Origin of the sequence: Methylobacterium planeticum (assembly GCF_008806345.1) — a bacterium.
GTDB lineage: Bacteria > Pseudomonadota > Alphaproteobacteria > Rhizobiales > Beijerinckiaceae > Methylobacterium > Methylobacterium planeticum.
In genome coordinates, this window is the sequence record NZ_VZZJ01000020.1 from 79646 (window position 1) to 100535 (window position 20890).

The 20890-nt window shown below is 61.9% G+C and carries 21 protein-coding genes, 2 pseudogenes and 1 other annotated feature; of the genes and pseudogenes, 12 read left to right on the forward strand and 11 right to left on the reverse strand.

Annotation, left to right across the window (positions count from 1 at the left end; translation table 11 throughout):
• Positions 1-546 precede the first annotated feature (546 nt).
• The 4 genes from F6X51_RS20125 to F6X51_RS20135 all read left to right on the forward strand — a co-directional run bounded on the left by F6X51_RS20125 (position 547) and on the right by F6X51_RS20135 (position 3119).
• Positions 547-1236, forward strand: coding sequence for an AraC family transcriptional regulator ligand-binding domain-containing protein (locus tag F6X51_RS20125; protein WP_150965458.1), 690 nt, complete (start codon positions 547-549; stop codon positions 1234-1236).
• Between the two features lie 58 nt (positions 1237-1294).
• On the forward strand, positions 1295-1567 hold the full coding sequence (locus tag F6X51_RS28075) for a hypothetical protein (protein ID WP_191970188.1): 273 nt from the start codon (positions 1295-1297) through the stop codon (positions 1565-1567).
• Positions 1564-2601 carry a head maturation protease, ClpP-related gene (locus tag F6X51_RS20130; protein WP_191970189.1) on the forward strand — a complete coding sequence of 346 codons (1038 nt, stop codon included), beginning with the start codon at positions 1564-1566 and terminating at the stop codon, positions 2599-2601. The genes F6X51_RS28075 and F6X51_RS20130 overlap by 4 nt, the downstream gene beginning before the upstream one ends.
• A gap of 266 nt (positions 2602-2867) precedes the next feature.
• On the forward strand, positions 2868-3119 hold the full coding sequence (locus tag F6X51_RS20135; protein WP_150965460.1) for a hypothetical protein: 252 nt from the start codon (positions 2868-2870) through the stop codon (positions 3117-3119).
• Between the two features lie 631 nt (positions 3120-3750).
• Here the strand turns inward: F6X51_RS20135 and F6X51_RS20140 are convergent.
• The 8 genes and pseudogenes from F6X51_RS20140 to F6X51_RS20175 all read right to left on the reverse strand — a co-directional run.
• Positions 3751-5562 (reverse strand): Ig-like domain-containing protein, encoded by a 1812-nt coding sequence (locus F6X51_RS20140; RefSeq protein WP_150965461.1) that lies wholly within the window; start codon positions 5560-5562, stop codon positions 3751-3753.
• Positions 5563-6074: 512 nt separating this feature from the next.
• On the reverse strand, positions 6075-6347 hold the full coding sequence (locus F6X51_RS20145) for a YARHG domain-containing protein (RefSeq protein WP_150965462.1): 273 nt from the start codon (positions 6345-6347) through the stop codon (positions 6075-6077).
• Positions 6348-6355: 8 nt separating this feature from the next.
• Positions 6356-6646, reverse strand: coding sequence for a hypothetical protein (locus F6X51_RS20150; protein ID WP_150965463.1), 291 nt, complete (start codon positions 6644-6646; stop codon positions 6356-6358).
• 156 nt (positions 6647-6802) lie between these two features.
• Positions 6803-7705, reverse strand: coding sequence for a trypsin-like peptidase domain-containing protein (locus F6X51_RS20155; protein ID WP_150965464.1), 903 nt, complete (start codon positions 7703-7705; stop codon positions 6803-6805).
• Between the two features lie 402 nt (positions 7706-8107).
• Positions 8108-8383 (reverse strand): integrase core domain-containing protein, encoded by a 276-nt coding sequence (locus tag F6X51_RS20160; protein WP_281407654.1) that lies wholly within the window; start codon positions 8381-8383, stop codon positions 8108-8110.
• A complete protein-coding gene (locus F6X51_RS20165) occupies positions 8340-9404 on the reverse strand; it encodes an IS110 family RNA-guided transposase (protein ID WP_150965465.1) in 1065 nt (354 codons plus the stop codon). The genes F6X51_RS20160 and F6X51_RS20165 overlap by 44 nt, the downstream gene beginning before the upstream one ends.
• 201 nt (positions 9405-9605) lie before the next feature.
• Positions 9606-10618, reverse strand: a pseudogene (locus F6X51_RS20170) (IS3 family transposase); the annotation flags it as partial.
• Positions 10221-10337 (reverse strand) — a sequence feature (AL1L pseudoknot). It overlaps the preceding pseudogene by 117 nt.
• A 50-nt stretch (positions 10619-10668) precedes the next feature.
• Positions 10669-11349: pseudogene (locus F6X51_RS20175) on the reverse strand (IS256 family transposase); the annotation flags it as partial.
• Positions 11350-11944: 595 nt separating this feature from the next.
• Here F6X51_RS20175 and F6X51_RS20180 point away from each other — a divergent pair.
• The 5 genes from F6X51_RS20180 (at position 11945) to F6X51_RS20200 (ending at position 15475) form a co-directional block, all read left to right on the forward strand.
• Complete coding sequence (locus F6X51_RS20180; RefSeq protein WP_246696915.1) at positions 11945-12661, forward strand: Crp/Fnr family transcriptional regulator; 717 nt, start codon at positions 11945-11947, stop codon at positions 12659-12661.
• 132 nt (positions 12662-12793) lie between these two features.
• A complete protein-coding gene (locus F6X51_RS20185; RefSeq protein WP_150965467.1) occupies positions 12794-13039 on the forward strand; it encodes a DUF6894 family protein in 246 nt (81 codons plus the stop codon).
• Positions 13040-13194: 155 nt separating this feature from the next.
• The gene (locus tag F6X51_RS20190; RefSeq protein ID WP_150965468.1) at positions 13195-13497 is read left to right on the forward strand and encodes a DUF6894 family protein; all 303 of its coding nucleotides are present in this window, start codon (positions 13195-13197) and stop codon (positions 13495-13497) included.
• Between the two features lie 102 nt (positions 13498-13599).
• Positions 13600-13839 carry a DUF6894 family protein gene (locus tag F6X51_RS20195; protein WP_150965469.1) on the forward strand — a complete coding sequence of 80 codons (240 nt, stop codon included), beginning with the start codon at positions 13600-13602 and terminating at the stop codon, positions 13837-13839.
• Positions 13840-14047: 208 nt separating this feature from the next.
• Positions 14048-15475: a DUF1254 domain-containing protein gene (locus F6X51_RS20200; RefSeq protein WP_246696916.1), complete on the forward strand. Its 1428-nt coding sequence runs from the start codon at positions 14048-14050 to the stop codon at positions 15473-15475.
• A 330-nt stretch (positions 15476-15805) separates the two neighbouring features.
• On the opposite strand, the gene F6X51_RS20205 is transcribed toward F6X51_RS20200, so the two are convergent.
• From F6X51_RS20205 to F6X51_RS20215, 3 genes are all read right to left on the reverse strand, one after another.
• Positions 15806-16900, reverse strand: a complete 1095-nt coding sequence (locus F6X51_RS20205) for a two pore domain potassium channel family protein (RefSeq protein ID WP_150965470.1) — start codon at positions 16898-16900, stop codon at positions 15806-15808.
• Positions 16901-16923: 23 nt separating this feature from the next.
• Complete coding sequence (locus F6X51_RS20210; protein ID WP_150965471.1) at positions 16924-17529, reverse strand: cyclase dehydrase; 606 nt, start codon at positions 17527-17529, stop codon at positions 16924-16926.
• A 69-nt stretch (positions 17530-17598) separates the two neighbouring features.
• Positions 17599-18771: a zinc-dependent alcohol dehydrogenase gene (locus tag F6X51_RS20215; RefSeq protein WP_150965472.1), complete on the reverse strand. Its 1173-nt coding sequence runs from the start codon at positions 18769-18771 to the stop codon at positions 17599-17601.
• A 654-nt stretch (positions 18772-19425) separates the two neighbouring features.
• Between F6X51_RS20215 and F6X51_RS20220 the strand changes: the two genes are divergently transcribed.
• The 3 genes from F6X51_RS20220 to F6X51_RS20230 all read left to right on the forward strand — a co-directional run bounded on the left by F6X51_RS20220 (position 19426) and on the right by F6X51_RS20230 (position 20764).
• Positions 19426-19914, forward strand: a complete 489-nt coding sequence (locus F6X51_RS20220; RefSeq protein WP_150965473.1) for a MucR family transcriptional regulator — start codon at positions 19426-19428, stop codon at positions 19912-19914.
• A gap of 90 nt (positions 19915-20004) precedes the next feature.
• Entirely contained in the window at positions 20005-20391 is a 387-nt protein-coding gene (locus F6X51_RS20225; protein ID WP_150965474.1) for a VanZ family protein, read from the forward strand.
• A 136-nt stretch (positions 20392-20527) separates the two neighbouring features.
• Positions 20528-20764, forward strand: coding sequence for a hypothetical protein (locus F6X51_RS20230; protein WP_150965475.1), 237 nt, complete (start codon positions 20528-20530; stop codon positions 20762-20764).
• The last annotated feature ends 126 nt before the right edge of the window (positions 20765-20890 follow it).

Here is a 20890-nt window from a genome sequence, read left to right on the forward strand (position 1 = left end):
CGTGAGCGATAGTTCATAATTTAAAATACTGTTGTATAAATTGGAAAGCATTCTAAATGAGTGATTTAGGTATAAGGATTTCTCTTGCTGACATGAACATTGAGTTCGCTTCGGCGGAGCTGCTCGCGGAAGGCGGCCTGGCGATGAGCCACTCAACCCGGTTGTTGACTTCTGCCTCATCAACAGCCGGGAAGTGGACCTTCCCCAGGCCTGCAACCGGTCGATAGCGGCTGCACCCCTGTGTAAGGAAAACAGTCGTTTTCTCTACATTCGGTGTGACAGCGCCCTGGAACATTCCAGTGGGGCAAACTCTATCGGAACGGCACCCGGTGGGCTTGGACGAAATCGGTCCGGCCACGATCGGACCATGCCGGCGCCTCTTCGCATCACATGCTCCTGCTTCGGTTGCCATCGACCCCGCTGCTTGTCGAGCAAGTAAGGACTGCGCCGATGTCAATGTCCCGTACGATCAAGACATTCCATTGCAGAGCTTGATTAACATGGATTAAATGCCTTGTATCGATACGAACAAAGTGAGGAATTTCCATGTCCTCATCTGCCGGATTGCATACGGGTGAGAGCGCGCAGCTATCTACCGCGACGGCAAGTCCTGGTGCGGCTGTTCAGCCATCACCCATAGGCTTCGTCCATCTTAGGGTCGCCCGCGCGATCCATGCTGTCCTCGCCGAACTCGGCGCCGATCCCGATGCTCTCACCGCTGAGGCGGGTCTCGACCCGCAGCTTTTCGAGGACGGCAGCAGGCTCATTCCGTTCTCTGGCCTTGGCCGCCTCATGGCTGTCGGAGGTGACCACACGCGCTGCCCCCATCTCGGGCTGCTCGTCGGGCAGCGCGCTACGCTCGCCTCGCTCGGGCTAATCGGCCTGCTGATGCGTAACTCAGAGACAGTCGGGGGCGCCTTGCGAGCGCTTGAAGCGCATCTGGGCGGGCACAATCGGGGGGCGGTGGTTGGCCTCGGCGTCTACGACGATACAGCCGTCCTCAGCTATGCTCCCTACGAGCCGGAGGCCGAGGGAGGTGGCCTGCATTCGGAGAGAGCACTCGCCACGGTGACCAATCTGCTGCGGGCGCTGTGCGGGGCTGACTGGACGCCCCTGGAGGTCCTGATGCCGCGCTCCGCGCCGAGATCTTCCGCAGTGCCGACACCGCCCTGGCCCATCTGGGCAGCGACCTTCGGCTGGATCCGAAAATCGAGCGCAAGGTCTGCGAGCGGCTAGAGCTTGTGCCGGCGATGCCCCGCCAGGAAGGCAACGTCACCGCGCTGCGGGGCGCCGCGTGATGGAGATCGTCCCCACTCACCTCGAACTCACCAGCACGATCCTGGCGCAGCGCGCCGCAACGCGCGAGCGGTACCGCGAGATCATGGACGCGCCCGAGGTGGTCGGACGCGAGAACCTGGCCTTCGCCCTGGCGCTCCGCTTCGACCTGCCGGCCGACCGAGCAGTGTCCCTGCTCAGTGGCGCGCCGCCCGATCTTCGGGCCGTGAACGACGTCCTGGGCTGGGTCGAGACCGTGCCGCGTCAGCCCGAGATGGAGACCGTGCAGTGACCGAATCTTCAGGCCGCAGCCTGATCTGCGACGGCGCCCTCGTCCTCCACGGCGACGTGGGAGAGGCCCGCTGGGCTGACATTGAAGGCTTCACCGCCTCCGATGTGCTGTTCGCCCTCGCTGAGCTTGGGGTCGATCGCGACGTCACGGTGCGCATCAACTCCGGCGGCGGCAATGCTTTCGAGGGGCTGGCGATCCACGCGATCCTAACGGCCCATCGCGGGAAGGTTACGACCCTCGTGGAGGGAGTCGCCGCGTCGGCCGCATCGATCATCGCTATGGCCGGCACGGAGCGTATCATGTCGCCCGGCTCCCTCATGATGGTCCACGATCCGGCGGGCCTCACGGTAGGCACCGCCGACGATCACGACGAATCGGCCGCCTTCCTCCGCACGCTGGCCGACACGCTGGCCTCGGTCTACGCGACCGCCACCGGCCGCACGAAAGCGGCCATCCTGGCCGAGATGAAGGCTGAGACCTGGCTGACGCCATCGGATGCGGTGGCGAAACGCTACGCGACCAAGGTCGGCTCGGCCACCGCCGCGACCGCATCGGCGCCCTTCCCATTCCGAGCCTACGCGAAAGCGCCTCAACGCCTCGTGGCGCTCGCCGACGCAAAGGGCTGGAGCCGCCGCACCTTCACCGCATCCGACGCAGCCGGTCCGCGCAGCCCGCGAGCCAGCGCCTCGAAAGGAAAGACTATGGGGGCTTCTCGCGCACAGGAAATCACTGAGCTTTGCCTGATCGCAGGCCAGCCCACCCGCGCCGCAGGCCACATCGCGGCCGGCACCGCTCCGGCGGCAATACTCGCTGAACTCCGGGCCGAGCAAGGCCAGAGCGGTCCTCAGCCCGATAGCCTCGCAGCACGGATGGCTCGGACCCAGACCGCTGTTGCCGACGCTCGCAGGCGCGCCGAGGCCTCCATGGGCCGCACGCTGAAGGCGCAGGGCATTGAGCCGAAGGCCGACCCCGGCGCCGGTCTCCCGCCAGCGCAGGCGAGCATGTACCGAATTCTGGCCCGTCAAGGCCGCTGATCTTCGGGGGAGTCCTTTGACGGAGCCGCAGCCCATCGAACAGCGGGAACCCAGCCTCCGGCCCCCGGACGGCATTACCGGGCAAGGTTGGGATGGCTGCTCAAACCATGTGAGGATGTGATGATCGAAGACCCAGACCCAGACCCAGACCCAGACCCAGACGAAGCCGGCGCCGGAGGCTGACCCCGCATCTGATGCGGTGAAGCTTTCATTCCGCACCGTCGAGACGCATCGGCCGGGGGAGGTCCTGCGGGATCGCACGATCGATGGCGGACCCTTCCGATCTCCGCGCCATCGTCCCGCCGCCGGGGCACGGCGGCTATTTTCAGACGCGGCCCGTGACACTCCGCCTGGAGGCGTTCGGCGGTCCTGCCTACGTGGCAGTCGGCGCGCATCCCGATCCGACCCGTGAACCCCGGCGGCTGATCCAGCCCGGCCCGACCGGCGCGCAGGAGTTCACCGCGGATCGCGGCGCGTACCTGTCCGCGATGCTCGTCGCCGGCATCCCGGCGTCCTGAGCATGAACGCCGCCCTCCGCATCCACATCGTGGACACCCCGCCGACCCGGCTGCGGTTCAGGTACTGCTCTCGGACCTTGCCAAGGTGCCGGGCGCGGCCATGATCGCGCAGGCAACCGCTTCCAACGTCGGCAACGGCGCCAGCACCGGGAAGGTGAAGGCGCCGTTGTCTGGGGCCTTCGCGAGCAGCGGGATGGGGTGGTGGCCACAGATTCACCTGAAGGCACGGAGGCTACTGTCCAGAAGCTCACTCAAGCGCTGGGCCTTGCGGCCAACGCAACGACGGGTCTCGCACAGCAGAATGCTGCGCTCATGTTCGCCGTGAGGTTCCTGTCCCGTGAGTTAGAGGTCCGCCTCGGCGTGGACCGGGCTACCCTTGCTGAGGGGGCCATCGCCAGCATGGTCGCAGCCTGTGCGGGGAGGATGCGGATCGCAAGCTGGCTCTTCGAGGCCTGTTTGGCCAGGAGCAAATGCCGAAGACCGCGCTGAAGCTGACCCTTATTGCCGGCGGTAAAGATGCCGACGCCGAGAGCGTGTAAGATCAACCCTCAGCGCCCTCCAGTTTTTTTGAATGGTATGGGCTGGTGCACCGGGATGACCGGACATTCACCCTGACTATGACTTCACATCATCAGCCAAGCTTGATGTTACCGAACGAGTCGTAGGGAGAAATTGAACTAATACCCGTCAAACTCACTTGAGCTTGAGCGCTGGCGATGTCACTCAATTCCTTTGAGCTTGCTGCATTCATTGAGTCTGTCGGAGCATGAACGGCAAACGCTTTGCCTTCATCGACCCAGCCTGTTCCCGCCGCCCCATGGTTGATCGCGTAAGCTTCATCTGCATTGGCTGCATAATGATGAAGCTGAGTTTTCGTGTTAAAGAAGCGTTCCAGAAACACGACGCCGGGATCAGAGCCGTCAGAACCGGCGTAAGCCTGAAATGCTACACCCTCATATTTGTATGTCGGCAAAGTCTTGACGATGCTGTCGCGTTCCGCGGTGCTAGTAGTAAAAAAATGCGTTCCCGTCTTCGAGTCGAAGAAGCGAAAGACGTCAGTCGTACCGGCTCCCTTATCGGGGGTTGCCCAGCCAATACCTTCGTAACGGTAGTTGGGTAGAGTGGTTTGAATAGAAGATTTTTCAGCGGCACTAGTCGAATAGAAATGATCTTGAGTCTTAGTGTCGAAAAAACGGTAAACCGCAGATACATTTTCGAGCTTAAGATCAAGCGTAGAGTCGGCTTTTCCGCCGAGTGCATTTGCCACTGTGTAAGTAAATGTATCGTGTAGAGGGTTGTTTGCGCTAGGGCCCGCGCCAATTGCTGCCGCATTGTCTGCATTGTATACAAACGATCCGTCAGCATTGAGCTTGAGATGCCCATACTTTCCTGCGATCGATGATCCAACGGAACCACCAGTAACCGCCACGATCGACAGGAACAGGCCATTTGGATCAACGTCATCGGCAAGAATACCCGAGCCGAACTGGCCGGCCGTACCCGTTGCAGTGCCACCAGCAACGGTCGTTGCGGTATTCGCTACGGTAATAGGATTCGCAATCGACCCGGTGAAGGCGTGAGTTCCGATGCTGTTCTTTACCAAATAGCTAGAGTCGTGATAAGATCCAGCAACATCTCCCGCATTATCAATACCATAAATTCGAGTTTCGTAAGCATTTGGAAATTCTATTGACTTCGCTGAGCCGCCGAAGTAAATAAACCCGTGGTCCTTCCCATCTGCACCGACATAATAACCCGCTACTTGACCGAGGTCATTAATTCCTTGTGGGGTGATCTTGGTGGCGTTGATGCTGTCGCTTATGGTGTCGATGAGTCGCACTGCGCCACTATCATCCCTTACGAAAGCGTGTTCTTTGCCCGCAATTGTCGCGACGCCGACAGTTTGGCCGAACGAATTGATCCCGGTTGAATGAATGTCTGCGGCACCATCTATTTTAAATATCTTATATGCTCCATCCTTATATGTGAAGCTACGTTCGTGCGTCTCACCATCTAACTTGCTAACATAGTTCCCAACCACCACTCCGTTAGAGCTAATATCTACTGCGCTGGTTGTTAATACGCCAAGCACCTGGCGGCCGTCGGCCGTAAGACCAACTAAGTTCTCCCCATCTATGCCTTGGCCTTTGAAAGGGTTTATCTGAAAATATGTTTCGCCTGATTTTAGAAAGCCGTACTGTCGTCCCACGGCGTCATTGTAGCTTCCGACTATTTCGCCCTTGCTATTGATACCTTCAGCGTGCCCGGTGCCTGCAATGGCGCCGAGGCGTGTCGCCAGATCAAGAGTTCCCCCACCTGGGATAATCTCGGCGCTTGCCGGCTCGGTTCCCGCGGCGCGAAAGAGGAACGTGCTTAAAGATCCAATAGCATAAATCTCGCCGTAGGGACCATTCAGGCTCACGGGTGAGTAATTATACATCATGGCGTGTCGGCCTTTTGCGATGATTAGTTGTTTGAGGTTTGCTTCTACAGCATTGGCCTCATAGAATGGATAGGAACGCTTATATGCCGTTCTTGGTTAAGAAATCCTTCGTTAGTTAACGTTTGAATGCTTGCAGGTGATCAGCCGCATGCCAATCGCGCAACGAGCCCCGATACCGAGGTCAATGACTCTGTCGAAGTGAAATTGAGCAGACGGCAGCGACAGCCATATAGCACTCAGAGCAAGCCGGCGCTGTTAGAGGCCGTCCATGCCCCGTTGGCTTCACACGGCATGCGCGCGCGCTCTCTACGTGGCCATTATGGCCGCGGTCATCCGCTCGGTGCTGCGCCGATCTCCGAGTGTCGACGCGATCGCGACCGAGCACCCGATCTCCGAGGAGCTGACGATCCTTGCCTTCGGCGCGGTGGCCGCGTTCGTTGTCTACGGCCTCTGGTTGCGCTCAGATCGCGAATGGGGCCAGGGCGACGGGGCCTTAGCGGGAGATCTGCCTCCTACTCGCGACACCCGCTCCGCTGCTTTTCACGCACGATGGCCGACACCTTCTGCCGGTCGCGAGCTGAGAGGGGCACGTCGCGGATCTCGTCGAAGCGGCAGCCGGCGTTGCCGAAGGCCTGGATTCCGCGCGGCGTGCGGAAGCAGTAACCGGCCTCGGCGTAGACCGCGTTCCGCTCGCCCCAGAGTTCGTCGCACAGCGGCGCCGCGCTCGCTGGCGCGGACCCAAGGATGGCGAGGCTGAGAGCAGGGGCGAGCAGGGCAGTGCGCATGGCGGGGCTCACGCGACGTCGGTCTGCGGCTTATGCCGGAAGCCGAAGCCCGGAGCGGTATCCTTTTGGCGCTCCCGCTCGATCACCCTCTCATCAGCGATGGCGCGGTCCACCGCCTCGATCTGCTTCTGAATGCCCTCGAGGTCGGCGCCGTACAGGTAGCCCGAAGTGACGTCTGGGGAGCTTGCACCGCTGCTCCCGGCCTCGCTTATCGCGAGCTGAGCGATCTGCCGCCTCTTCGCCACGAATGCTGATCGGAGAGCACGAAGATCAGAAATGGCTTGCGTGTCGTCTGACATGGCTGGCCCCCACGGGGCTAAGCGCCCCTCGTGCCAGAGCTATGTATCCGGCTATACGCGGTTGTCGAGTAGCACCGAGATGCCCCCGGCGACGACACCGCGAAGGATGGGCGGAGGGCGGGGGGAGAGTGATTAGCGAAGATTTGGCTACGTGATCTAAGTGTGTTCGTCTAGCTCAGCGATGCCTGCGCTAAGTAGCTTGTCGATTGTGAAGAAAACTTCCTGCTTGCCTCCGCCTTGATTCTCAATCCTAATCGGCAGAAGTGCCAAGATCGCTGATCCTGGGATGGAACGATCGTTTTTTGCGGGATCATCGTCGTCGCGTTGGTCGGAGGATATCAGCCCGAACGGGCGGACGGTGGTGTCCCGGGCATAGATGAACGCTGGGCCACCACTCATTCCTCCGAACGCCGGCACGGTCGTTTCGATGCATGGGCCGCGGCAGAGCAGGTGCCCTTCGGGGTGATGCGCTGTGACTGTGCCGACACGAAGTGCCAAGCGCCGACCTACTGTTAATGATCCCAGCCATCCACCTTCGAGTGTAACATTGGATACGCTCATGTGTGCGTAACCGAGAACGCCAATCATGGACCCGATCTTCGGCAGCTCAGCAGAAAGTGGAAACATTTTCTCAAATTGCAGGCCGTCAAGGTTGATCAGCGTCAACGAGAAGACGGCAAGGTCCGCGGCGACGTTCCAAACGGCCCAATTAATTCGGCCGCTGGATACCCTCTCGCCGCACTGATAAGTCACTTGGAGCCGACGAGGATCTATTGAAACTCGTTGAAAACCTGGAAGAAATTCTTCCAAAGCGCTGGGATGATGTCGTCCTATTGGCACCTGCGCCCGTGCTGCACCTGTCAGATTATGGGCCGCAGTGATGGCAACAGCCGTGTCTCCAGAGAATTCTGCGATGAAGGCGGTGCCGATGAGGTGAGGAGTGCCGCGCTCCTCAAAAGCCATGAGCATCAAAAGGCCCGAGTGCATCTCGCTGGGAGCGTCACCCGAGAGATCCGCTTGGTTCCACGCAAATCCAGGCGGCAACGGGTCGTTATTCATTCCGCGTGCCGCTCCACAGGCATAGCACCGGACAGAGTGTCGAAGGCGAAAACATCAGCGAGGAGGGCAAAGCGCATGGCGGGAATGTACCCGGCCATACGCGGTTGTCGAGATTGTTGCGTCCTCTGCGAGCATCCGAGCGGAGCGCCAGTGTGGCGTCGGCGGATCCACGTAGCTCACCAACGTCTGGTCGTGTCCCGTGACGTGGTGTGGGAGCGCCGGTCCTCGGTTCGGGTCCGAGGGTTGATCAGGCCGCCACGGCGGACAGCCTGAGGGTGGGATCATCGCTCAAGCTGGCGAGCGACTCCAGGCTCATGTAGCGGTGCGAGACCGCCCACTCGTCGCATTGCTCCAGCATCAGGGTGAACCGCCCCGGGTTTCCCGGAGGCCTTTTGGTTTGGGTCAAGCGGCCACGGCTTGCACCTCGGTCTGGGCATCATAGCGTGCCTCGGCCTCGGCGGGAGGGATGTGGCCGATGGGTTCGAGCAGTCGACGGTTGTTGAACCAATCCACCCATTCGAGGGTGGCGAACTCCACCGCGTCGAAGCTGCGCCACGGACCGCGCCGGTGGATCACCTCGGTCTTGAACAGGCCGATCACCGTCTCCGCCAGCGCATTGATGCTCCTATGTCCGTCAAGTGGTCTCGTGCGAGATGCGGCCTCCACATCCGCAGAGATGGCCGAAGATCTCGCGGGCTACGTACCGCTTCAGGCATCGTACGATCTCCCGCTTCGTCCGTCCTTGAGCTACGCGCTTCTCGACGTAGGCGAGCGTCGGCTGGTGGCCTCGCATGCGGGTGATGACGACCCGGTAGAGCGCGGCGTTCGCCTGCCGATTGCCGCCCCGGTTCAGCCGATGGCGCGACGTCTTCCCACTCGACGCCGGGACAGGACTGACGCCGCATAGCTTGGCAAAAGCCGCCTCCGAGCGGATGCGCTCGGGGTTGTCGCCGACCAGGATCAGCATCTCGGCCACGGTGCCGGTCGCGATGCCGAAGGCTGCCTTCAGGCCCGCAGCGCACCTGTTCGTCAGGTCATCGAGGGCCGCGTCATGCTCCTTGATCTCGGCATCAAGCATGAGCCAGCGTCGCGCGAGAGCCTTCAGAGCGGCCTTGGTCGACGCGATGGTCGAGGTGAGAGGGCCAGGGCGCAGACCAGCCAGATGACGAACCAGCGCGACGCGACCGGTGAGGCGGTCGAGCTGCTCTCGGAGGGCTGCTGGCGCGTTGATGATCAAGGTCTTGAGCGTGACCATGGCCCGGGTTCGGCTCTTCACGGCGGTGTCGCGCACAACCTTGAGCTGACGGATCATCTCGACGGCGCTGCTGCCGCTCTTGGGACGCGCCGTAGCCTGACCAGCCAGCACGGAACGAGCGGCGCTCTCGGCGTCGATCGGGTCGCTCTTGCCGTGCTGGTGACGCACCTGCCGATTGGGACGGTTCACCTCGACGACGGTGTGCCCTTGCGCCACGAGGGCGCGCGAGAGACCGGCCCCGTAAGAGCCGGTGCCCTCGATGCCGAAGGCGCGGACGCATCCGAAGGCGCAAGCCCATACCTCAAGCTCGCGATAGCCCTTCGGGCTCACGGGAATGCTCGTTGTGCCGAGCCGCGCACCGAGCCCGTTGAGGGCGACAGCAGCGTGGATGTGTTTGTGGGTATCCACACCGATGACAATGTCGGTTGGGGCGATGGTTTGCATGGACGGGCTCTCCGCGCGATGAGAGCCTGACTGGCCGGTGAGCGGACAGGACTGTGACGGGAGAGGGTCCCCCACGCTCCTATGAGGTCACGTCTCCTCCTGCCATCAGGCGCCGCCCGGCGAACCGACACGTCAATGCGAGGACACGAAGGTCAATCGTAGCAAGGGTCAGGTCCCCCGGGCGAAGCCCACACTCTCACAATCGTAGCTGTCTCCAACGCTGCCGACGGAGGGCTCGATACCCGCCTCAATGAGGCGCTCGGTATAGCGAATACTCACGTATTGCGACCCTCGGTCCGAATGACAGACGAGGCCGCTGCCGGCGAAGGGTCGGCGCTGATGAAGAGCCTGCTCCAGGGCATCGAGGACGAAGTCTGCGCGCGCCGAGCGCGACACGCGCCAGCCGACGATCCTACGAGCGAAGACATCGACCACGAAGGCTGCGTAGACGAAGCCGCTCCAGGTCGCGACGTACGTAAAATCCGCGACCCACAGTCGGTTCGGGCGGTCTGCCTTGAATTGCCGGTTGACCTGGTCGAGCGGACAGGCCGAGGCTGGATCGGGAACGGTGGTGCGCAGCTTCTTTCCGCGCACGACCCCCTGCAGCCCCATCGCTCGCATCAGTCGCGCGACAGTGCAGCGGGCGGACACGATCCCCTCCCGGGCGAGCTGCCGCCAGACCTTGCGCACGCCGTAGACGCGGAAGTTCGCCTCGTACACGCGCCGGATTTCGGCCATGAGCATCGCATCCCGCCTAGCTCGGGCTGGTAGCCGATCGGGGTCGGCCCGCCGCGCAGCGTGGGCATGATACGTCGAAGGGGCGATCGGCAGCAGCCTGCAGATCGGCTCGACCCCATAGTCGGCGCGGTGCTCGTCGATGAAGGCGATCATGACCGGAACCGGCGGTCGAGCTCCGCCTGAGCAAAATACGCCGAGGCCTTCCTCAGGATCTCATTGGCCTGCCGCAGCTCGCGGTTCTCGCGCTCCAGCGCTTTGATCCGCTCGCGCTCCTCCGCCCTTGGACCCGCTCGCACGCCTTGGTCGCATTCGGCCTGGCGGACCCAGTTCCGCAGCGTCTCGCCCGAGCAGCCGATCTTGGCCGCAATCGAACGGATCGCCGCATAGGGCGAGCTGTGCTCACCCTGATGCTCCAGCACCATCCGCACCGCGCGCTCGCGGACCTCAGGGGAAAAAGGTGGGGTTCGCTTCGTCATGGCTCCATCCTCGCAAGAGTTGAAGCCTCCGAAAATCCCGGGGCGGTTCAGTCGGCGACGACGAGCTTCACACCCCGCAGGCCCCGGTCGGCCAAGGAGCGCAAGAACGCCTTCCAGAACGGCTCCGCCTCCGAGGAGCCGGTCGTCACGCCCAGCACCTCGCGCCGACCATCCGTGTTGACGCCCACCGCCACTATAACCGCGACCGAGACGATGCGGCCGGCCTCGCGCACCTTCACGTCGGTGGCGTCGATCCACAGATAGGGCCATGCGCCTTCGATGGGCCGCGAGAGGAAGGCGTTCACCCGCCCGTCGATCTCTGCGCACAGCCGCGAGACCTGGCTCTTCGACACGCCTGACCCGCCCATCGCCTTGACGAGATCGTCGACCGCCCGGGTCGAGACGCCATGCACGTAGGCCTCCTGGATCACGGCGGTGAGCGCCTTCTCGGCCGTGCGGCGCGGCTCCAGGAACGAAGGCAGGTAGCTGCCCTTCCTCAGCTTCGGGATCGCCAGATCAATCCGGCCGGCCCGCGTCTCCCAGCCCCGCTCCCGGTAGCCATTCCTCTGGGTCAGGCGATCCGGGCTGCGCTGGCCGGCCGACGCGCCGGTGCAGGCCTCAACCTCCAACTCCATCATGCGCTCGGCCGCAAAGGCCAGGAGCTCGCGCACGAGATCGCCGTCCGCCCCCTTCTCGATCAGCTCGATCAGGGCCATCCTGTCATCGGTCATCGTCATCTCCGGTCGAGTTCAGCTCGCAACCGAACCCTAGCCGAAGACCGGCGATGACCACCTCAGCGGCAGCCCGCTCCTACACCACGTCCGGGGACATCACCGTTAAAAGCGTTCCTCGGACATTTAATTGCCTGACAGGCTTTCCAGACACGTTTGGCCTGCTTCAGGCTCACCACACGCGGCCTAACCGACCTGTCGGGTTTTCCGTCGTTTTCTCGACAGAACGTTCTGCGCCGTTTGGGCCGGTCTGTTGGGGCAAGCCCTATTGGAACGCCGGCAGTTGAGATCGCATCAGCCGAGGTAGATACAGCGCTCCAACGTCATCATAAAAATTCTCGCATTTACGTCCGCACTATTTCCAAAATCGTTTACCCAAAAGGGGTGGAAGAGCGTTGCTGTTGCGCAAAATTTTTCCTTCTTCACAAAAATATATCATGAAAACAACCTATGTAGTTGCGCGATCTGCAGATAGATTTACCTTGCGACCATCATCAGTGGATTTACCACAGGTACTGATGGCCGGGAGAGAGGCGCGCTTCCACCTGCGACGCAAGGTGAAGCTGCCATGTTGTCGACTTCCAACGACCACTCCATGACTATGCTCATCCGCAAGCTGGAGAGCATCGCAACCCTCTCGGACGAGGAGCGTCAGACTATCCTGAGGTTGCCGGTCAGGACCCGCGTTCTCAACGTCGGTCAGGACATCGTGCGCGATGGCGACAAGCCCTCGCAGTCCTGCCTCATCCTCGATGGCTGGGCCTGCCGCTACAAGATGCTGGATGGTGGACGGAGGCAGATCATGTCGTTCCACATTCCCGGCGATATCCCTGATCTGCAGAGCTTGCATCTGCACACCATGGACCACAGCCTCGCGACTCTGACCAAGAGCACGATCGCCTTCATCCCGCACGAAAGTCTGCGCGAGTTGACCACCCGATTTCCCGGCATCGCGTCGGTGCTCTGGCGGGACACGCTGGTGGATGGGGGGATCTTTCGTGAGTGGATGGTCGGCATGGGCCGCAAGTCAGCCTTCGGGCGGATCGCACACCTGTTCTGCGAGATGTACCTCAAGCTCGAAGCGGTCGGCCTTGCCGGCGAACACCGCTGTCCGTGGCCGATCACGCAAATCGACTTCGGCGATGCGCTGGGGCTCTCGAACGTGCACGTGAACCGAACGCTGCAAGAGATGCGTGGCCAGGGCCTGATCACGCTGCGCGGGTGCACGTTGGTGATCCAGGCCTGGGACGAGCTTATCCGTGCCTCGGAGTTTGATCCGACCTACCTGCATCTGGAGAAGCGGGCCACCTAAACCGCTCCAACGGCTGGCGCCTTGCGGCCGGTTGCTCCGCCTTGAGTGCGCCAGGGATCAGGACGCTGCTTTGGGGGGTTGAGCCTCGAACGCCGCTCACGGCGTACGCTTCTGTTTCAGGTGGAGTTGTTGGTGCCGCGCTATTTTTTCGACATCACATCTGCCGGCTCGCCGCAGGACCGGGACGACGAGGGCACGGAGTGCGCCGACCTCGCTGCGGTTCGCAAAGCGGCGATGAGGGTCCTGCCGGACATTGCCAGGGACGACCTTCCGAAGGACGGCGACCGGCAGACATTCACCGTGGTCGCACGGAACGAGGACGGGCAGGCAGTCTACACGGCGACGCTCACGTTCGCGGGTATACAACTTCTCCGGTAGCCCGGTTGCGACGCTTTATGACGCATAGCAACCCATCCTATGACGTTGCACATCCCATTCGAGTAAGCTTTGCTCCCAGCAATCGCGAGCCTCGATCCAGGCATGCACGCGAGTGAGAGCACACTTGCTCCCGCCCTCCTCGGCCGGAGCCTCGCGTGCCACGCTATTTTTTCCATGTCCATGATGGCGTTAGCTTGCTTGATCATGAGGGCACCGAGCTGGCCGATTGGCATCAGGCTCAGTTTCACGCCATCCGCACCGCTGGGGAAATCATTTCGGACAACGCGAAGCGTCTGAAGCTTGGCGAAGACTGGAAGATGGAGGTCACGGACGAGGTTGGGCTGGTGCTGTTCCGCCTCGATTTCCATGTCGCCAGCTCGGCCGCAGTGATGGGCGAAGATTGGAAGCAGAGCGCTGCTGAAGAGGCGGCTCGGTTGTCACCGAATCCCCCTACCTAGGACCGCCCGCGGCCCTTCGCGGGGCCTCTGCGGCCAATGACACCAATGCGTCCTGGAATTGAGAGATGCGCGCTTCCGCCTCACCCACGTAGAGAATAGCTCGTGTCCCTCTACTTTTTCGACGTTCACGACGGCACCCATCGGTTCGACGACAGCGGAACCGAGTGCACCAGCTTGGAACAAGCTCGTTTGCAGGCGAAGCGCCTTCTCCCTGACCTCGTGCGGGAACAGGCAGACGGCGATCAGGAGCGGCACACTTACACGGTGCTGGTGACAGATGCAGACCACCGGCCTGTATACTCAGCAACCCTGTCCTTCACAGGGCTTTGGCTGATCCGATGAGGTTTGCTTGGCCTCTCAGCAGGGTGGCAGAGGTCGGACTTAAGACACCGGATCGACAGTGAACATTCCATAACGCTCAGTCAGCGAACCACGTCGACGTGCGGTATGGGCTGTTGCCGTAGCGTTGCTTTGCTGCGCTGATGGAACGAGGGTTGGCGCTGTGCGCCATGCTCGTAGCTGATCCTGCTTCTGATCTGAGGAGACGAGGATGCGCCCGCCGCCGATCCTCTCCAACTTCAGCGTCGCCACTGTCATCGTGATGATGGCGGGTTCGGTCGGCGCGGCTCCCACGCACGCCGAGATGCCATCGGCCGACGAGGCCCGCGAGATCGCCACCGACGCCTACGTCTACGCTTACCCGCTTGTGATCATGGAGCTGACCCGGCGCAAATCGACTAACGTCCCGCAGGCGACAACGACCATGGCCGCGCCGGTCAACCAGTTCGCTCACCTCGCAGCTTTCCCGGACGCGAAGTTCACCGATGTCGTGCGACCCAACGCCGACACGCTCTACTCCTCGATGTGGTTCGATGTGACCAAGGAGCCCCTGGTCATCAGCCTCCCGGCCTCGGATGGCCGCTACTACCTCCTGCCGATCCTCGACATGTGGACGGAGGTCTTCACCTCGCCGGGCTCGCGCACGACCGGCAACAGCGCTCAAACCTTCGCGCTGGCGGGGCCGGACTGGAGCGGCACCATCCCCGAGGGCATCGACTTCGTTCGCTCCCCTACCGGCATGGGCTGGATCGTTGGCCGGACAAACACCGCTGGTCCCGCTGACTATGAGGCCGTGCACCGCTTCCAGAGAGCGATCAGAACCGCGCCCCTCAGCACCTGGGGCAAGGAGGCGCCTCCGCCTCCCGGCTCGGTGAACCCGGCGTGGAAGAGCGACAAGCCGCCGATCGAGCAGGTCGAGGAGATGGATGCGCCGGCCTTCTTCGCGCTTTTCAGCGAGATCGTGAAGGCCAACCCGCCGCACGATGTCGACTACCCGATCTTCGATCGCATGCAGCGGATCGGGATCGTGCCGGGCGAGCCCATCGACCCCGCTCGATTGGCGCCCGAGGCTCAGCACGCGATCTCGGATGCGAAGGCTCCGGCCCTACAGCGGATCGCGGCCAGCTTCCACGGGTCGGGCCAGTTCGTGAACGGCTGGCGCACCAACTACACCGCCGTTGGCACTTACGGAGCGGACTACACGCACCGGGCCGGGGTGGCCTATGCAGGGCTCGGGGCCAACACCATCGAGGACGCGCTCTACCCCACTGCCTTGGTCGATGCCGATGGCAAACCGTTCGATAGCAGGCGGCGCTACGTCATCCACTTCGACAAGGCCGAGCTTCCGCCGGTTCGGGGCTTCTGGTCCCTGACGATGTACAACGAGCGCCAGCTCTTCGCCGAGAACCCGATCAACCGCTACGCCATCGGCGACCGCGACAAGCTCACCTACAACCCGGACGGCTCGCTCGACCTCTACGTTCAGCGTGACAGTCCTGGAAAGGACAAGGAGGCGAATTGGCTTCCGGCCCCGGCGAGCGGCCCCTTCACAATGAACCTACGTCTGTACTGGCCGAAGTCACAGGCCCTCGATGGCACTTGGAAGGCCCCCGTGGTCAAGGCGGTAGGAGCCATGTGAGGTCAAGACCTTCCAGCCGATAGGTTACACTCCATAACGCCCAACCCCAGAACGGCGCTGCTCGCGCGCGGCTACAGGCATGGCTGTTTCGCTCAACGCTTTGAATTTCAGACACGCAATCCTGACAGGTTTAAGCGACTGAAAAACCGTCGTTTTCCCGACGCTTGCCCTGCAAACGCTGGAATAGTCCACATGAGCAAGCTCTATTGGAACACTGCCTTCCCCGGGGTCGCCTCAATTACCATCCGACCTCAGACATGCAGGCTTACAGCTCCCTTGAGGAACCTTGAGAAAGCTGGAGTACCAGCCTCGGAGTGACACAGCGCATCATCAACGCTTCTCTCCGCTGGGTTCAAATTCGTCGATATGGTAGGCCATCATGGGTGCCAGTCGGGCGATATGCGGCTGCCATTGTGCCCTCAGCGCGAGGTAAGTCTCCGCCCCTGCCTCATTGGGTATCGTCTCCACGCCGGCTGCCGACAGCCGCCTGACAGCCCCTGCGAGGCGGGTGCGCCATACCTCGCTCTCGGCGCTGTTCACGCCGGCTGAGACGGGCAGATCGCCGGGTAAAAACGTCGTTTCGAGCGTGACGACGAGCAGCATGGCAACGCGCCAGATCGCATCAACGGCGGCGGTCTCTTTCAGCCATGCTGCCTGACGATCTGCAATCCCACTGCGGATCAGTGATACGGCGTCGAGGGCCATGAATGCCTGTGCCGAGACCGAATAAAAGGGCTGCCGGAAGCGGAAGTAGAACAGCACGGGATAGAAGTGGTGTGCCTCCTTCATCTCGGCCATGGACCCTGCGATGTCAGCCAAGTGGGTGTAGCCTGAACTGAACTGCCCTTGCGGCCCGAGCCTCGCCAGGAGTTCGGCCGCATCTGCGGTTTCACCCGCCAACAGATGCAGCTTCAGTCCGAGCGCATTGCGCTGCCGAAGCGCGCTGTAGACCTGCATGACATAGGTCAGGACCAGCGACGTCGCCGACATCCCGACGAGCGAGTTCACGAGATAAAGACCGCGGTAGGCGTCTGTGGACGGCTTGAAGTCGCTGGCCCCGACGATCGTCATGCTGCTGCCGCCCGCATAGAGGGCGGTCACGAAGTCGGTCGGCGTTTCGCCGGTGCTTGCCCGAACGGACGTCCCGAGTGCCGGGTGGATGATCAGGCCGGCGCCGAGGGTCAGTCCCAGGGCCCAGAGAAGGACATAGACGATGAGGATGACCGGGCCGCAGAAGGAGAGCACAGCGCCTCGCTTCTGGCCAAACACATCGGCGGCACGGCAGAAGATCGCCCAGGTGAGATGGGCGACACGGTCCGCGATCAAACCTGTCCCGATGCGCGCGTAGAGGACCGTCAGGAAGATGTCGGTGAGGAAGACACCCATGACGAGCGCGCCCGACGCCCCTTCGAGCACAGGCAGCATCGGGCTAGCCCTCCCTTCCAGCCTCAGGCGTTGGTCAGCGTCCAGGGACGCATCGCCTCCGGGCTGATAATGTCGGGTGGCGGCTTGAAGTCGCGTGCCGCACCCCGCATCGCCTTGGCAGGACGGCGAAAGCCGCTGCGGCGGCGATAATCCTGTCGGACCTTCTGGGACGGGGCGAGGGGCGCCTCCGCGAGGTTCCGCGCGCAGATCACGTCTACGGCTGTGACGCCGGCTAAAGCCAGAAGGGTGATCAGCACGTTGTCCTTGCGCGGATTGTGGCCCTCAAGCCCGGGCAGGACCGTGGCGATATCGAGCGCGTCTCCCGCGACGCGCGCCGTGATCCAGGGTGTCGGATCGCGCGAGCCCAAGATCCCAGCTCCCTGGAGGATTTCGCGCACGCCATAGGCTTGGATCACCGGGGCTGCGCGCGGCATCCCGAGCCAGCGGGCAATGGCACCGCCACAGGTCACTTCGGTCAGACCGAGGCCGATCGAGAACCAGCCTAGGCCCTGAGCGAGTTCCCGGGTTGCCCGGTCCGGCCTACGGCGTGGGTCCGAGGTGAGGTAACTCGGCAGCGGATAAGAAACAGGAGCGCGGCCCTGGCCGCGTTGAGACATGGCATCGGACATGCTGACTACCTCGGTGCCGCAATGAGGAGAGTTGCGGGCCCGCCGCAACGCGACGAGCTGCGGAGCCGCTCAGGGCCGGAGCACGACCTTGATGCAGTTGTCTTTCTTGTCGCGGAAGGTCTTGTACATCTCCGGGCCCTGCTCCAGCCCGACCCTGTGGGTGATGACGAAGGAGGGATCGATCTCCCCGTCGTCGATGCGTTTGACGAGGTCATTCGTCCACCGGTTCACGTGGGTCTGCCCGGTGCGGACGGTCAGCCCCTTGTTCATCAGGGCTCCCATCGGCAGTTTGTCGACGAGCCCGCCGTAGACGCCCGGGATCGATAGGATGCCAGCGGGGCGACAGACATAGATCATCTCGCGCAGCACCGAGGCGCGGTCGCTCTCCAGCATCACAGCCTGCTTCAGTCGGTCGTAAGCCTGTTCCAGCGCGCGCGGCGAATGCGCCTCCATGCCCACGGCATCGATGCACTTCTCCGGACCCTTGCCGTCGGTCAACTCATTGAGGCGCTCGATCACGCTCTCCTGCTCATTATCGAGAGTGATGGCCCCACCCGCGCGTGCCATCTCAAGGCGCTCGGGAACGCTATCGATGCAGACCACCTGCTTGGCCCCGAGGAGGAGTGCAGAGCGCAGCGCCATCTGGCCGACTGGGCCCGCCCCCCAGACCACAACCGTATCGGTCGGCTGGATGTCGGCCTGCACCGCAGCCTGCCAACCGGTGGGGAAAATGTCGCCGAGGAACAGCACCTGCTCGTCGCTCAGGTTCTCCGGCACCTTGATGTGCGTCTTGTCGGCAAACGGCACGCGGACGTACTCGGCTTGTCCGCCTTGGTAGCCGCCGGTGAGGTGCGTGTACCCGAACAGGCCCGCGGTGGTGTGCCCGAAAGCCTTGTCGGCGATCTTCTTGTTGCGGTTCGAGCGTTCGCAGACGGAGAAGTAGCCGCGCTTGCACTGGTCGCACTCGCCACAGATGATCGTGAAGGGCACGACGATGCGCTCACCTTTTCGGAGAGCGCCGTTGACGCCTTTGCCCATCTCAACGACTTCACCCATAAACTCGTGGCCCATCACGTCGCCCTTCTCCATGCCTGGCATGACGTGATCGTAGAGGTGCAGATCCGAGCCACAGATCGCACAGACGGTCACCTTGATGATGGCGTCGCGGTCACCCTCGATCTTGGGGTCCGGAACTGTATCGCAGCGGATGTCCTGAGTGCCGTGCCATATCAATGCTCGCATAGGACTACTCCGCCATACGTGGGAATTATCGCGAAATCTTGGAAATAATATTGTCCTTCCCGATTATTTTCCGCACAATAACATAGGCTTATTTATTAGTTACGTTCCTTTCTATGTGTCACATTGGTTTTTATTTATGTAGAAACGGAAGGTGAACATTTTGTGACACGATAGTTTTCAATATCGATGGCAATCGCGAGCGAATAAAGCCCGCTGAAGCAGGGCTTGAGCAGAGGGCTATGATCAAGGCGCGCTTGGCTGAGCGAACGCTCCTTTGCAAAAAACACCGCTCGATCCATAACGTTCAATCCGCGGCCCACGCTCTCTTGGTATGCTTCTGAACATGGACAGACGCGCCCTCCCGCGCCATCGTGAGGCATGCTGGCGGCAGCTTTCCCCCCGATCGTATCCGCAAGCATAGGAACCGCCCGTCGTCCCCCCGGCGCGGGCGGTTTTTCTATGCCTAGACTGCGCCGCCCCTCACGGCCTCGACGAGCACTCCCGGAGACTTCAAAAAGGGCTGAATTTGCGTTCCATAAACGCGCTTACGCGAGCCGGATGGCTCCCTGGTACCCCCCGGTGTGCAAGCTCATGGCCTTGCATTCGAGATGGATAAGCGTATTGGCCTGATCTTCATTGAAGCAAGGTTGCTACATGGCTGAACTCGAAGAAGCTCTTCCCGCAAACCACCTCGAACTAGCTGCCGACATTGTGTCTGCCTATGTGTCAAACAATCCTGTCCGTGCGACTGACCTTCCGTCTCTCATCAGCGACATCCATGCGGCGTTGAACAACCTTGCCGCAGGTCCTTCGGGCAAGGCTGAGCAAGAGGCCGAGAAGGCAACTCCAGCCCAGATCCGCAAGTCCATCACCCCGGACGGGCTCATCAGCTTCGTCGACGGCAGGCCCTACAAGACCTTGAAGCGCCACCTCACCGGCCACGGGCTTGATCCTTACAGCTACCGGGCCCGCTATGGCCTCCCGTCGGACTACCCGATGGTGGCCGCCAGCTACGCCGCCCAGCGGTCAGAACTCGCCAAGTCACTCGGCCTCGGGCAGTTGGGCGGCAGGGTGAAGCGCGAGGCCGATGAGGGAGCTTCGGAGGCACCCAAGCGCCGCGGGCGGCCCAAGAAGGGCGAGTAACGCCCATCGAGCATCGCCCAGCAAGTCTCGTTGCTGGGCGATGACGGAGCTGCGATGGCCGGGCGGCTCTCGATTTGGTAAGTGCTGCCCATGTCGCTCAAGCTCGCACTCACCGGCCTCAGGACGCTCCGCGCCGCGGGCTGGCTTTGCATCTGCCTGCTCGTCTGGCTGTCGTGGATCCCGGCTGCCTTGGAAATCCGGACCGGTATGGCCGGACAGATCGAGCACGCTATCGCCTACTGTGGCGCCGGCGCCCTCCTCGCCTTCAGCTGCCAAGATCCGCGTCGCTGGCAGATTACTGCTGGCCTCGTCGCGCTGGCCGGCATCCTTGAGATCGGTCAGATCTGGGTTCCGGGACGAACCTCTCAGTTCATCGATTTCGCGGCCAGCGGCGCCGGCGCCGTGGTTGGCGTCCTAATCGGGCGAGTCGCGATCCAGGCGCTTGTCGGCTGGATCATACGTCCACACAGCTTATAGAGATTTCCACGCAGGACCCAGCAATGTTCGAAACTGGGCGGTACGGGAGTTGCGGTTTCTGCAGTGTCGTTCCTGATTTGGGACATGCGCATCTAGAGTCTCGCGCATTAACTAAATCCAACCGTCGTGCAGAGAGATGGCGAAATTTCAGCTTTATATCCCAAATACGTCATTTAATTTTCCCATAACAGAATTAGAGCAGACCTTCGGCAAGGCTGAAAGCGCGCCTGAGCTAGATTATTGCTCTCTTAATCATCCGGATTACCGGATAACCTACGCTACGGATCACGTGGATAATGTTCTAGCGGTGCTCGACATCGATACGCAGTGGCAAATACCGGCGCCGGTCCAGCACTACGTCCGCGGCGAGTGACCCTCTGCACCAACAGCTAGGAACGAATTATGGCTTCAAACATCGAATGGGACCGCTATGTCAAAAAGCTTTGGAACGGGACCCCGGATCGGCGTGCAATTGGGACCCCTTCGCAAGCTGGGTACG

What these genes read in the sequence shown, in the direction of transcription:
- F6X51_RS20140 (WP_150965461.1), bottom strand. Translation starts at nt 5,562, where the DNA reads ATGATGTATAATTACTCACCCGTGAGCCTGAATGGTCCCTACGGCGAG.
- F6X51_RS20230 (WP_150965475.1), top strand. Translation starts at nt 20,528, where the DNA reads ATGGCGAAATTTCAGCTTTATATCCCAAATACGTCATTTAATTTTCCC.
- F6X51_RS20155 (WP_150965464.1), bottom strand. Translation starts at nt 7,705, where the DNA reads ATGAATAACGACCCGTTGCCGCCTGGATTTGCGTGGAACCAAGCGGAT.
- F6X51_RS20135 (WP_150965460.1), top strand. Translation starts at nt 2,868, where the DNA reads ATGGCGGACCCTTCCGATCTCCGCGCCATCGTCCCGCCGCCGGGGCAC.
- F6X51_RS20205 (WP_150965470.1), bottom strand. Translation starts at nt 16,900, where the DNA reads ATGCTGCCTGTGCTCGAAGGGGCGTCGGGCGCGCTCGTCATGGGTGTC.
- F6X51_RS20145 (WP_150965462.1), bottom strand. Translation starts at nt 6,347, where the DNA reads ATGCGCACTGCCCTGCTCGCCCCTGCTCTCAGCCTCGCCATCCTTGGG.
- F6X51_RS20165 (WP_150965465.1), bottom strand. Translation starts at nt 9,404, where the DNA reads ATGCAAACCATCGCCCCAACCGACATTGTCATCGGTGTGGATACCCAC.
- F6X51_RS20215 (WP_150965472.1), bottom strand. Translation starts at nt 18,771, where the DNA reads ATGCGAGCATTGATATGGCACGGCACTCAGGACATCCGCTGCGATACA.
- F6X51_RS20125 (WP_150965458.1), top strand. Translation starts at nt 547, where the DNA reads ATGTCCTCATCTGCCGGATTGCATACGGGTGAGAGCGCGCAGCTATCT.
- F6X51_RS20225 (WP_150965474.1), top strand. Translation starts at nt 20,005, where the DNA reads ATGTCGCTCAAGCTCGCACTCACCGGCCTCAGGACGCTCCGCGCCGCG.
- F6X51_RS20210 (WP_150965471.1), bottom strand. Translation starts at nt 17,529, where the DNA reads ATGTCCGATGCCATGTCTCAACGCGGCCAGGGCCGCGCTCCTGTTTCT.
- F6X51_RS20200 (WP_246696916.1), top strand. Translation starts at nt 14,048, where the DNA reads ATGCGCCCGCCGCCGATCCTCTCCAACTTCAGCGTCGCCACTGTCATC.
- F6X51_RS20150 (WP_150965463.1), bottom strand. Translation starts at nt 6,646, where the DNA reads ATGTCAGACGACACGCAAGCCATTTCTGATCTTCGTGCTCTCCGATCA.
- F6X51_RS20180 (WP_246696915.1), top strand. Translation starts at nt 11,945, where the DNA reads ATGACTATGCTCATCCGCAAGCTGGAGAGCATCGCAACCCTCTCGGAC.
- F6X51_RS20220 (WP_150965473.1), top strand. Translation starts at nt 19,426, where the DNA reads ATGGCTGAACTCGAAGAAGCTCTTCCCGCAAACCACCTCGAACTAGCT.